We start from the raw sequence: 13357 nt of genomic DNA, 5'->3' as shown, positions 1-13357 counted from the left end.
TAAGATTGAATTTTAATCTAATGAATTAACAATTCTGGTGCTACCAATCCTTTTTGGATCGCTAAGACTGCGGCTTGAGTGCGATCGCGTACTTCTAGTTTCTGCAAAATAGCATGAACATGAACCCGCACTGTACCAGGGGCAATGTAGAGAATATCAGCAATTTCTTGATTGCTTTTGCCAGCTGCTACCAGTGCCAAAATTTCTTGCTCGCGCTTCGTTAGGGGATTTTCTAGGTTTCCCTCAGTTTTTGCAGGCAGCGCCGCAGTAGAATTGCCCTCAAAAGCTGCTCTAATCTCTGTTGTTGCCGTTTGATCCCACCATGAAGCGCCAGCTGCAACCGATCGCACTGCCAAGATCAGAGACTCAGCAGGAATACCTTTCAGACAGTAACCTTGGGCCCCAGCCGCAATTAAGCGTGAAATCAGAGGTTTCTCAGAACGAGATGTTAAAACCAGAATTGGTAAATTTGGGTGCTTCTGCTTGATTTGGCGGCAAGCTTCAATCCCACCAATGCCCGGTAAACCTATATCTAGCAAAACCAAATCCAGGGGATAGCGATTTGCCAATTCTACAGCTTGTTCCCCATCTTCTGCTTCTGCAACAATCTCCAAAGTAGTTTCTTGCTGCAAACGCATCCGCAGACCAAGCCGAAACAACTCATCGTCTTCAACTAGTAAGATTTTTGTCATTTGTTATTGGTCATTGGTCATTGGTCATTGGTCATTGGTCATTTGTCATTAGTCATTGGTCATTGGTCATTGGTCAATATCCCCTGCCTCCCCTGCTCCCCTACTCCCGGTGGTGGACAAGCTGGGAGTCGAAAACCAAACATTGCTCCCCGTGGTGAGCGATTCTCTGCCCAAATTGTACCCCCATGAGCAGCGATAATTTGCCTGGTTAAATAAAGCCCTAGTCCCGATCCTGAGACGTGGCGATCGCTATGTCCTTGATAAAATCTCTCAAATAAGTGGGGTAACTCTTCTTCTGTAAAGCCAGAACCAGTATCGAGTATTTTTACCACTTGATCGCTAGAATAACCTTCAAGTACCACTTCCACTTTACCGCCACGAGGGGTATGGTTAATGCCATTACTCAGGAGATTGGTGAAGACTCGCCCCAGTTGCAAAGGATCGCCATTTACCCAGAGAAAGCTCCGAAAATCTGATTCGCCATAGTGCAGTGAAATATAAACCTGACGTGTTCTCGCTAGTTCAGTCAGGGTAGCGATTACCTCCTCTGCCACAGTTGCCAAGTTAACAGGTGATATCTGTAGTTTCAGCCCTTCGGCATCATTGCGGTATACATCTAAAAGAGTTTGGACTAATTGCAGTGTACTCCGATGACTACGAGCCATAGTTTGGAGGACTTTTGCTTGCATTGGCGTAATTTCACCAAATTGCTCATTTTGAAAATATTTCAGCGTTTCAATCGCTCCTAATAAAGGTGTTTTCAAATCATGCGTTAGGGTAGAAACAAAATCTTCACGCATAATAGCTAATTGTTCTTGAGAGCGTAATTGTGCTTGTGTATAAGCGATCGCTTCTTCATTGCGGTGGTTGCGGTCACTTAACCAACCTGTTACCATCAACGCCAATACTGCAATCAGCCGATTTGCCAACGTTGAGGCATTAATCACTTCTCCTCCGGGGACAAACAAATTCAATAATGTTAATCCTGTAGCGGCAAGAGTGATCCCCAATACTGCTTTCCGATTCAATCGAGAATCTGCTAACAAAATTGTCCCTGTGTAGAGGTAGCCAAATACGTACTCAGGTGGTGTCAAATATTCTAAGCCTATGACGATCACAAAGGCGATCGCTATTAGCCCATAAGTCTCCCCACGCCCATTTATAGCTTCTTTCATAGCCACTAATCGACTTAATATCGTCATTTCTGATTTACTAAAAAATCTTTATCCTACAATCTTTACAACTATTTAATTCAGCGATTATGATTTATCTGCAATCTATATCTGCAAATATTCACTTGAGCATTAACCCGAAAATTAAGATTGTCCAGATGCAAAAAAGGGGACTGGGGGCTGAGGATTGGGGACTGGGTAGTTGTCGACAAGGGACAGAGTATCTAACACAACCTTCCCATACCGTCATTTATTTAATAAAATCCTCTTAAATATTTATATTCTTTGAACGTAGCAAACTTCCAAAATGTATTGTATAAACAAATAATACTAACTAGCGAAATAGATGAATTAAAAGTAAAGATTAAATATTTTTAACAATAATTTAAACAAGTATCTGGAAAATAGCAATAACTGAAAATAGTAAATCCAGATTAAAAAATGGCGGTGATATGAGATATCACTAAATTCCTCCAAATCAAATACTTCAACAGTTAATCTGTTATTTCTAATAATTGGCTTGCTAGAACTTAAATTTTACCCGGCGCGAAATATATGGGACAAGGTTTTTTGCAAATTGGCTTAATGCTGTGTATTGTCATAGCAATTACTCCGCTACTTGGTAGATACATCGCCCATGTCTTCTTGGGAGAAAGAACACTACTGGATTTTTTAATGAACCCCATAGAGCGAAGTATGTTCGTACTAGCGGGTGTTCGCAGAAAAGATGATATGACTGGTTCGCAGTATATTCGGGCTGTGCTGTACAGCAACCTGATTATGGGTATTTCAGTGTATTTACTGTTATATTTTCAGAGGCTGTTGCCCTGGAATCCTAACGGTTTTGGTGCGCCCAGTTGGGATGTATTACTGCATACAACCATTTCCTTTGTAACGAATACCGACCAGCAGCACTATGCTGGTGAGACAACCTTAAGCTATTTTAGCCAGGTAGCGGCTTTAGGCTTTTTGATGTTTACCTCCGCAGCCACCGGTTTATCTGTGGGAATTGCCTTTATTCGCGGGCTGACGGGTAGAAAACTGGGAAACTTTTATGTCGATCTTGTCCGTGCAATTACGCGCATATTGCTACCGATTTCGATTATTGGAGCGATCGCTTTGCTTCTAACAGGTGTACCACAAACATTAGCGAAGACTATGGATGTGAGAACCTTAGAAGGCGGGACACAATATCTTGCCAGAGGCCCGGTGGCATCCTTTGAAATGATCAAACTTTTGGGCGAGAATGGCGGTGGCTTTTTTGGCGTAAACTCAGCACATCCTTTTGAAAATCCCAATGGCGCTTCTAACTTGATAGAAATGATCGCCATGATTTCTATCCCAGCAGCCTTAATTTACACCTACGGTATATTCGCCAACAACATCAAACAAGCTTGGCTGCTTTTTTGGATGGTGTTTGTGATTTTTGTCGTTCTGGTGGGAGTGACAGCTGTGGGAGAATTGCAAGGTAATCCCCTAGTTAATAACGCCTTTGGATTAGAACAACCCAATTTAGAGGGGAAAGAAGTGCGGTTTGGCTGGTTACAAACGGCATTTTGGGCAGTTATGACTACTGCTACTATGTCTGGCGCTGTGAATGGGATGCACGATTCTTTGATGCCCCAAGGAATATTTTCGACTCTCTTCAACTTGTTTATCCAGGTTATTTGGGGTGGTCAGGGCACTGGAACAGCTTACTTATTTATTTACTTAATTCTTACAGTGTTCCTAACTGGACTAATGGCAGGACGCACCCCAGAGTTTTTAGGACGCAAAATTGAAAAACGCGAAATTGTCCTCGCCAGCGTCGTGTTGTTGATTCACCCAATTCTAGTTTTGATTCCCAGTGCGATCGCCCTGGCTTATCCCATCTCTCTCTCTGGAATTAGTAACTCTGGCTATCACGGTATTTCTCAAGTAGTTTATGAATACGCCTCAGCCGCCGCAAATAATGGCTCCGGCTTGGAAGGGTTGAGAGATAACACCCTGTGGTGGAACTTGAGTACTTTAGTTAGCTTAATAGGAGGACGCTACATTCCGATAATTGCCATCCTGCTGTTAGCTGACGGTATGTCTCGCAAACAACAAGTACAAGAAACCCTTGGTACTCTAAGAACTGATTCTCTAGTATTTACTGGTATCACTGCTGGAGTGACATTGGTTTTGGGAGTATTGACTTTCTTTCCCGTTTTAGCTTTAGGCCCCATAGCTGAGGGTTTGAAACTAGCATCTGGCAATTAGAAAATTTATGAGTTATAAGTCTGGAATTAAGAGAATACCAAAAAATAAATAAATTATCCTGTTTTGTAGGGGAGGCAGTGCTTTGTGCTGAATCCATCGCTGTAGGAGGGTTTCCTATCGTAAGCGACTGGTGTTAGCGAGTCTTGTCTACGACACCTTGTTCGCGTTCGATCGTCCGTCCTTCTGGTGACAATCGAACGCGAATAGAGGTAGGTAGGAACGAGCATCGCTTTGGCATTGTGTTCGCGATCGCATAGCGTGCCCTAAAGGTTGGATCTATTTTTTATTGGAAACTCCTAACTTCTAACTCCTAACTCCTAATTTTTAACTTTTAACTCCTAACTTTATTCATGAATCAAGTGGCAACTAACTTCAGAGCTAGACGGCCAAATCCTCGTTCTGGCGATCGCCGTCAAGGACGTAAAAAAGCAAGGACAAGTAAAAAGTGGCTGTACTTAAGGGCAATTAGAGATGCTTTTGTGAAGCTCAATCCTAAGTATGTAATCAAAAATCCAGTAATATTTGTGGTTTGGGTGGGGACAATCATCATTCTATTGCTCACGATTGATCCCAATTTATTTGGCCCAGCCCTACAAAAGAACCCGCAACTTTTCAATGGCTTACTGTCGGGGATTTTATTCTTTACAGTTTGGTTTGCCAATTTTGCTGAAGCATTGGCAGAAGGGCGGGGTAAAGCTCAAGCTGATGCCTTGCGATTAACCAAATCAGAGGCGATCGCTAAAAAACTCGCTCCCGACGGCACAATTAGTGAAGTTTTATCCACCAGCCTGAGACAGGGCGATAACATCTACGTCGTTGCTGGCGATATAATTCCCGCCGATGGCGAGGTAATTATGGGCGTTGCCTCAGTAGATGAATCGGCAATTACTGGAGAATCTGCACCAGTATTAAAAGAATCAGGCTCTGATGTTTCCAGTTCTGTCACTGGTGGGACGCGGATTATCTCAGATGAATTAATTATCCGCATCACTACTGACCCCGGTAAAGGCTTTATTGACCGGATGATTGCCTTAGTAGAAGGGGCAGAACGCAGCAAAACACCCAATGAAATTGCCCTGACAGTATTGTTGGCAGTTCTCAGCTTAGTATTTTTGTTAGTCGTGGTAACTCTGCCCGCACTTGCTTACTATGTCAATAGTCCAGTCAGCATACCAACTTTAATTGCCCTATTAGTGGCATTAATTCCTACAACCATTGGCGGCTTACTCAGTACCATCGGTATTGCTGGTATGGATCGAGTTGCCCAATTTAACGTCATTGCCACTTCCGGAAAAGCAGTCGAAGCCTGTGGTGATGTAAACACTTTAGTTCTTGATAAGACAGGTACAATTACCCTCGGCAACCGTTTGGCGGAAGAGTTTATCCCTATCAACGGTCATTCAATATCAGAAATTGCTAATGTTGCGTGGGCAGCTAGTGTCTTTGACAATACACCAGAAGGTAAATCCATTATTCGACTGGCAGAAAGACTAGTAACACGGTTTGATTTCGACTCCAACCAGGCAGAAGGAGTTGATTTTTCCGCCAAAACACGGATGAGTGGGACTAACTTACCTGGTGGTTATGAGGCAAGAAAGGGAGCAGTAGAAGCCATTAAAGGATTTGTCCGTTCTCGCAACGGACGCGATACGCCAGAATTGGATGCTGCCTACGAACGAGTTTCTCGCTTGGGAGGTACACCCTTAGCAGTGAGCCTAGATAACGAAATCTATGGGGTTATTTATCTCAAAGATATAGTTAAACCTGGTATCCGCGATCGCTTTGAGCAACTGCGACGGATGGGAGTGCGTACCATTATGCTAACTGGAGACAACCAAATTACAGCTTCTGTCATTGCTAAAGAAGCTGGAGTGGATGACTTCATCGCTGAAGCCACACCAGAAGACAAAATCAGTGTGATTAAAAAGGAACAAGCAGCAGGTAAACTAGTTGCCATGACAGGAGATGGGACTAACGATGCTCCCGCATTAGCCCAAGCTAACGTCGGCGTTGCCATGAATACAGGGACACAAGCTGCAAAAGAAGCCGCCAACATGGTAGATTTGGACTCCGATCCGACAAAGCTGATCGATATTATTAGCATTGGTAAACAATTGTTGATTACTCGCGGAGCTTTGATGACATTTTCTATCGCTAATGATATTGCTAAATATTTTGCAATTATCCCAGTGATATTTGTCGCTGCTAATCTACAAAGCCTGAATATTATGAATTTGACTAGCCCTAAGTCTGCTGTACTATCAGCGCTGATTTATAATGCTTTGATTATTCCAGCTTTGATTCCCTTAGCATTGAAGGGTGTGCGGTTTAGGCCACTGACAGCTAATCAGCTACTCCAACGCAATATCTTAATTTATGGCTTAGGTGGGGTGATTGCGCCATTTATCGCCATTAAGTTGATAGACATACTGATTACACTTGTAGGTTTGGCTTAAGGATAGAAAAAGTAGAGACGCTGCGAAACGAGCGCATCTTGACCAAAGTAAAATAATAAACATTTTTACTTTTACCGTTGAGAGAGAGAACCAAAAGAATATGAATAAACAGGTCGATGTTTGGGAAAAGTTTTTGTCGATAAATCTGATACAGGCGATGTTCTTTGTTTGGTCGCAATTGCTTAAACAACACTCACACTCGCTATTTTTATCCTGCTGTGCTTGAATGTGGTAATTGCCCTAGATATTTATGCTGTTAGCAGCAGCATCTTTGAACATCGTTCTAATTGGGTAAAAGAATTAAAATTAAAAATTAATTTTAGTAATAATTGGAAAAGTTTTTATGGCTATTATTCGAGAAACTATCAGAGCAATTTTTATAACTCTAATGCTTTGGTTGTTGACTGCAATCATCTATCCTCTGATCATTCTTGTAGTGGGTCAAGTTTTTTTGCCCTATCAAGCGAATGGCAGCATTATGCTGAATCTAAATAATGAACCAATTGGTTCAGCTTTGATTGGTCAGCTATTCACATCTGAGCGATATTTCCATCCTCGTCCCAGTACTGTTAGATATAGCCAAGGAAAAAAAGCAAAGCCAACTGGCATATCTGGAGCCAGCAATCTTGCTGCTAGTAATCCAGAGCTACTAAAGCGGATTCTAGAAGAGGCAAATCAATTGCGAGACGAAAATCTTCAACCGATCGCTGATATGATTTATACCTCTGGTTCTGGTTTAGATCCGCATATTTCCTTCAAAGCAGCACGACAGCAATTGACGCGGGTTGCAGGTGCAAGGGGAGTTAAAGAAGATGAGATTCTACGTTTAATTAACAAGTATACCGATGGCAGATTTTTATGGATTTTTGGTGAGCCAGGAGTCAATGTTCTCCGATTGAATTATGCTCTTGACTTGCAAGATATTAATCGTCAGCAAAATCAATAAATGGGCATAGGGCATAGGGCATTGGGAATTGGGCATTGGGCATTGGGCAAAACAGTTGCGAGTTGTGAGCAAAGAAATCAGATTTACTATTCACCACGGGCTAAACGCATTACTACTGCTAACAGTATTTATAAGAAGCATGGGGAAAGCGCTGTTTTCCGATGAAATAGGATTGCGATAGAAACCAAGAATGAAATGTCAGATAATAATACTGGTTCGAATGGCACTGCACCTTTAAATTCTAGAAGTTACTCACTTTATCCGGCACGACGGCGGGGTAAACATAAAATATTTATTGGTATGGCTCCTGGAGTAGGCAAAACCTACCGGATGCTAGAAGAGGGACACGCACTTAAACAAGAAGGAATTGATGTCATCGTTGGGCTTTTGGAAACTCACGGACGCAAGGATACGGAGGAGAAGGCAGAGGGACTGGAGATTTTACCCCGTAAGCAATATCTTTGTGGTGAGTTGACACTAACGGATATGGATACAGATGCTATTTTAAAGCGATCGCCCCAATTAGCCTTAATCGATGAACTTGCCCATACCAACGTCCCTGGTTCCCCACGCGAAAAACGCTACGAAGATGTAGAAGTAGTTTTGGCAGCAGGTATTGATGTCTACTCCACAATGAATGTGCAACATTTGGAAAGTCTTAATGACTTAGTAGCTAGAATTACTGGGGTTGTAGTCCGTGAGCGTGTTCCTGACAGAATTCTGGATGATGCGGATGAAATATTAGTGGTAGATGTTACGCCAGAAACACTGCAAGAACGGTTATTAGAAGGCAAGATTTACGCATCCGAAAAAATCCAGCAATCCCTCGATAATTTTTTCCAACGCCGTAACCTGATTGCTTTGCGAGAGTTAGCTTTGCGCGAAGTCGCAGACAACGTAGAAGAAAATGCGATCGCTACTACCCATAATGGACAATCCTGTAATATTCATGAGCGCGTTTTGGTGTGTGTATCCACCTATCCCAACTCAGTACAGTTGTTACGCCGGGGTGCGAGGTTAGCTAGCTACATGAATGCCCCACTTTATACTTTGTTTGTTGCCGATCCAGAACGGTTCCTCACCAAGGAGGAAAGCCTACACATCCACACTTGTGAGAAACTCTGTAACGAATTTGAAGGTACTTTTCTTCGTGTTACCAACAGTAACGTAGCTAATGCGATCGCAGAAGTCGCCGAGAAATATCGGATTACCCAAATTGTAATTGGAGAGAGTCAGCGATCGCGCTGGCAAATGCTCCTCAAAGGATCTTTGACGCAAAAATTGGTGCGCTTGCTCAAAAATATCGATTTGCATATCATTGCCAGCGAAAAAATGGTTTCATCCAAATAAAAGATCAAATTTCCCCAAAAACTTCAGAAGTAAAGCTTCCATGCAGACCGTAGGGAATATGATGCTTAAGATGTAGCCTTGCAATCACTCCTTTAAAGAAATCACTAGCATCCAAAATTACCAAATCTGAGCGGTGATGGGCAGCATCATAAACTAAAGCTAATACCCAACCATCATCTTCCTTTTCAGAATCTGGGCGCGGGACAAAAATCGGTTCACCCACAAAACCACGGGGTGCAGCACTCCAAAACTGTTTTTCTCCAGAGTGCAAATCAATTTTCAGTAACGCTTGTAAGGGAGCATTACCACTCTCTGCATGAGCCGCACCTATATATAGATATCGATAAGGGTGTCCCACATTCGCCGGATGGATGCTGGGAAATTCGCAACAGCGACTATCAATCAATTCTCGCTGGACTGTCCCATTCTTGAGATTTAGATAAAATCGCCAAAGTTGCCCAGGTGAAGAAGCTTCAAAATCAACTTGTCGAAAATCGCTTTTAGGCTCCACTTCTGGTAAATCTTGGTAGCAAATAGAATCAATCAGAACTTCCTCTCCTACCTCAAAAGCATTAACGTGGTGGAACACGAAACCCGACTGTGTTTCCAGAAATTTTATCTCTTCTTGCCCTTCTTTGGGAAAGCGGGGAATAATTATAATTTTAGTTGGCTGATTTGGTTGAAATTTGATACATTCTCCTGCCGCACGTATTCCCAAGGCAAAAGGTATGGGATTAAATGTGACAGGATTTTGAAAGAAGATGCAGTAGTTGTGAGTAATAACAAAATCGTGAATGAAACAGAAGCCGGGAACCTTATGAGCTTGCTGTCTAACAATTTCACCCACTAAGTTTAGCTCGAAAATAGTAATGGTGGTAGATAATCCTGGCTTAATCGAGAAATTTACTAGGCGAGGTTCGCCCCCGTCTTGTTCACAATTCTTTTCCAAGCGGGGATGGGCAGCGAAAGCTTCACCTGCTGACAAAGCACCATTAAAATATTCATTTCCCAAAGTTTCAAGAGTGTTGGGATCGAGATGATATGCTTCAGAAGCTTCCCACAGTGCTAGCAGTTTACCACCCCAATAGATAACATTTGTATTAGCTATATTTTTGAGTTTGAAGTCAAAGATATTCGCTCGCCAACCACCGGGTTTTTGAGTACCAAAAGTACCGCGATAAAGAATTTTTCCTGCCTTTTGTTCTGCCAAATACCCAGTTGTACGAACAAAGCGGTTACGAAAATGGGCACGACCGTTGGTAAAAGTAATTTTGCTAATCATCCCATCTCCATCAAACGGGTGATGAAAAGATTGCCCATTTACATCCAGTAAACCGGGGCCATTTCTAAATAGCGTGCCTTCTAATTCTCTGGGAATTTGCCCTTCTATTTCATCAATCCAATAATCAAATTCTTGGGTGAGAGATTGATACCCACCTTGCCAATCTGCACGAGTATAAGATTTTTCTATAACTGGGCTTCCTTGACTTTTCAAATGCATAAGCTTTGTTTTTTATTGTTATCTTGTACAAAAATATGTAGCACCTAAAAAAAATTTTGTTGCAGCAAGGTTGCAACAGGGAGGCAGCGCACTGACTCGACTTTGGATTTATTACACTATTCCACTATTTCCGACTCTGGTTCTGTTAGTACCAACTCAGACATCAAATCAGGTAAGAAAGCTTGTTCCCCATCTTTGGATGTCTCAGCTTGCTCTTCAGCAGCAGGTAGCCAGTTGATAAATGGTAGGGGTAACAGTGTACTAAGGTTAGTAATTATCACCAATAGCCAAAGTGACTCAAAATTAGTTGCAGTGATCCCTAGCCAATAGGTGAGTAATGCCCCCAATGCTTGGGAAACCGTTCCTGCTGAATTAAATACCGACATCAACAAGGCAAATAAAGTTGCTTCCACTCCAGAGGGACAAAGCCTTGCTGCTAGAACCATGACTTGCATAAAGGCAATTTTCCCCATCACAGTGAGAATAAGACTATCGCCCAAACTAAACCAGTGGTCATCTATACCCAACAGCCGATTTGTGTGAGTCACTAACAACAGCATCGTCATCCCTAACATTGAAGAAAGGACGGTACTCCAAGCAAAAATCACGCGAAAAGGAATGCTTTTGAGGAAACGTTGAAAAATCCAAACACCTGCTAAAGAAGCGAAACTTGTCACCAAGTTTACCCGCCCCAAAAATTCTGGTTCAAAGTGTAATTCGTTGGTAGAGAAGTAGAAAAAGGCTGATTCAGCATTTGGGGTAGCTTGCCAGATGAAGACAAAAGCCGTTGGTAGCCAAATTGTTTTTTGGGTAATAGCTTGGCGTAGCTGCTTCAGTTGATGTTTGATTGGTAAAGGGTTAGTTTGATTACTCTCATTTGTATCTTTACTAACGGGAGATTCAGCAATTAACCAAGCTACCCCTGAGACAATGAGAGGGAATAAGGCGGTAATTCCAAAGACAGTACGGGTAGTAAAGTATTGAAGCAGCAGACCGCTAAAGTATGCTGTTATTAAACCTCCGATCGCAGAAGCACCCCAGCATACAGATTGTAGTGAACCAGCTTTTGCCTGGGATTCACCTCTGGCACGTTCCACAACTAGCGAGTCAACTATCACATCACTCATGGCGACACTAAGAGAACCAAGAGCGATCGCTAACGTAGCCGCCCAGCTAGTATGAACTATTGTGGCCAAACTCATCCAGGAAGCAGTTCCCAGTATCCCAGATAAAATTAAGTAAGGACGACGACGATAACCAAATATAGGTAAGCCATCAGAGATAAAACCAAACACCGGCTTGATCATCCAAGGTAGGAAGACAATTCCCAATAGCGCCGACACCTGGACTGGACTCAGCAACAGTTCATCTTTGAGGAAAAAGCTCACGGCTAAACGCGATAGCCCTAAAATTCCTTGAACAAAGTAAACGGTGAGAATTGCAATTAACTCCGCATTGGGTTCATTACCCAAGAAGATTTTTTGTGTGAATGAGTCTTTGACCTTGGACAAGCCAGATGATTGAAACGCCATTCGATAAATATTTTTTAAGTTTTATCTACTTTTCTATCATATCGATTCTTAAAACTTAGGCTTTAGGATCAGTTCTATGCCAAGTTAAGCTTTTAGGCTGGGTAATGCCAATATCTTTAAGCAGAAGGCAATCTAGGCATTATCTAAATGTTGTAGAGTGGTTGCCCATAAAATAAATAGCAAAACAATTAGGGTGAGTTTACCTAAGTAAGCTCACCCTAACTTGTGTTTAATGTTGACTTTTTGCTGGAACTTCTGAAATCCTGCCTACGGCACACTACGCGAAGTAGAGCCTGGGAGTAAGGCATAGAGAAAATCAGGCAAATCTTACTGAGCTAAAATTGGTGTCTTTAATAGAATTGCTTTAAAGCAGTGCTATTAAAGTGGCGATCACTTGAGAGTGATATTCTCTTAATTATCATCAGAAGTGCAGAAGATACTTAATGTAAGCTAAAAATTATCTTGTTTGCAAGCCACTAGACTTATGATAATTGCAAAACTGACTTTTTCTTGACTTGACGAATCATAACTGAAGCAGCACCCACAAAACCAATTGCAAAAACTCCTAATAAAGAAGAAGACTCAGGCACTGCTTGAGTAACAATATTACCAGTGATACTCTTGTAACTACTGGCGACTGTGTGATTATCTGATTCAAAACCAGTTCCGCCAATATTGGTGAATTGAACTTGATCAAAAGTTCCACCAACATCGTAGAAGTTGATGAAAGCAAAGGGTTCTCCCTTATCCTGATTTAGGAATGCCGAATTAGGATTACCGTAGTAGCTATCTTTATTTGGTAGTTTTGCGATATAGTTAACCACGTCAGCGGTGGTCATAGTATAAACAACCTGACCTTGTGAAAGAAATGTAAGTACGTTGCTAGCATCTCCAGCAGACCACCAAAGCCCAAAGTAGCTTTGTGGGGTTGTCAAATTGAGGGTAGAAACTTTTTGACCATTACCCGATCTATTCGTGTCTACATCAAAATACTTGCCTGTTCCACCAGCACCACCATATTGTTCTGCATCCATGACCAGAGTATTCTGATAGCTGCCAATATTTGTTGTTCCATTATTCCATTGAAATCCTGTTGCACTGTAACCTTGTGTTTGTGCATCAAAAGTTTGCACATTAGCATTAACAAGATTTGATAATTGTGCATTTTGTACGCCTGCGTTTTCTATTGATACCGCAAAAGACGCAGCCATTACAGGACGGCTAACAGTAGCTAAGGACAAAACAACACCAGAAGCGATCGCAGACTTAATTAAAAGATTTTTCATTTGACAATCCTTTTTCGTTTTTTAATCTTTCGTGTTCATAGCCTCATTGTGCAATGTACTTCTAGATTCCAACATCAGAAGTATTACTACTTTTTTGATTTGACTATAACCAGATAGAAATGCAGGCTATTGGATTTTATTTAGAGGATAATCACTGATGTTATGTTGTACGATGTCTATA

9 protein-coding genes are annotated in these 13357 nt (G+C 41.9%); 4 read left to right on the top strand and 5 right to left on the bottom strand.

Going from position 1 to position 13357, the window contains the following annotated elements; all coding sequences use genetic code 11:
• Positions 1 to 17: 17 nt before the first annotated feature.
• Together IQ274_RS12210 and IQ274_RS12205 are read right to left on the bottom strand one after the other, a co-directional pair.
• The gene (locus tag IQ274_RS12210) at positions 18 to 692 is read right to left on the bottom strand and encodes a response regulator transcription factor (protein ID WP_194142404.1); all 675 of its coding nucleotides are present in this window, start codon (positions 690 to 692) and stop codon (positions 18 to 20) included.
• A 59-nt stretch (positions 693 to 751) separates the two neighbouring features.
• Entirely contained in the window at positions 752 to 1894 is a 1143-nt protein-coding gene (locus tag IQ274_RS12205; RefSeq protein ID WP_194142403.1) for a sensor histidine kinase, read from the bottom strand.
• Between the two features lie 525 nt (positions 1895 to 2419).
• Here IQ274_RS12205 and kdpA point away from each other — a divergent pair.
• The 4 genes from kdpA (at position 2420) to IQ274_RS12185 (ending at position 8857) form a co-directional block, all read left to right on the top strand.
• A complete protein-coding gene (kdpA, locus tag IQ274_RS12200) occupies positions 2420 to 4105 on the top strand; it encodes a potassium-transporting ATPase subunit KdpA (protein ID WP_194142402.1) in 1686 nt (561 codons plus the stop codon).
• A gap of 350 nt (positions 4106 to 4455) precedes the next feature.
• Positions 4456 to 6561 (top strand): potassium-transporting ATPase subunit KdpB, encoded by a 2106-nt coding sequence (gene kdpB, locus IQ274_RS12195; protein ID WP_194142401.1) that lies wholly within the window; start codon positions 4456 to 4458, stop codon positions 6559 to 6561.
• A gap of 343 nt (positions 6562 to 6904) precedes the next feature.
• A complete protein-coding gene (kdpC, locus tag IQ274_RS12190) occupies positions 6905 to 7507 on the top strand; it encodes a K(+)-transporting ATPase subunit C (RefSeq protein ID WP_012407111.1) in 603 nt (200 codons plus the stop codon).
• 195 nt (positions 7508 to 7702) lie between these two features.
• The gene (locus IQ274_RS12185) at positions 7703 to 8857 is read left to right on the top strand and encodes a universal stress protein (RefSeq protein WP_175586589.1); all 1155 of its coding nucleotides are present in this window, start codon (positions 7703 to 7705) and stop codon (positions 8855 to 8857) included.
• A 4-nt stretch (positions 8858 to 8861) separates the two neighbouring features.
• Here IQ274_RS12185 and IQ274_RS12180 read toward each other — a convergent pair whose 3' ends face one another.
• From IQ274_RS12180 to IQ274_RS12170, 3 genes are all read right to left on the bottom strand, one after another.
• Complete coding sequence (locus tag IQ274_RS12180; protein WP_194142400.1) at positions 8862 to 10358, bottom strand: carotenoid oxygenase family protein; 1497 nt, start codon at positions 10356 to 10358, stop codon at positions 8862 to 8864.
• 116 nt (positions 10359 to 10474) lie between these two features.
• Positions 10475 to 11890: a folate/biopterin family MFS transporter gene (locus tag IQ274_RS12175; protein ID WP_163928394.1), complete on the bottom strand. Its 1416-nt coding sequence runs from the start codon at positions 11888 to 11890 to the stop codon at positions 10475 to 10477.
• Positions 11891 to 12372: 482 nt separating this feature from the next.
• Positions 12373 to 13176 carry a hypothetical protein gene (locus tag IQ274_RS12170; protein ID WP_163928396.1) on the bottom strand — a complete coding sequence of 268 codons (804 nt, stop codon included), beginning with the start codon at positions 13174 to 13176 and terminating at the stop codon, positions 12373 to 12375.
• Positions 13177 to 13357: the final 181 nt, after the last annotated feature.

The organism is Nostoc sp. LEGE 12447 (assembly GCF_015206985.1).
Taxonomy (GTDB): Bacteria; Cyanobacteriota; Cyanobacteriia; order Cyanobacteriales; family Nostocaceae; genus Nostoc.
This window is presented reverse-complemented; position numbering and strand designations above follow the sequence as displayed.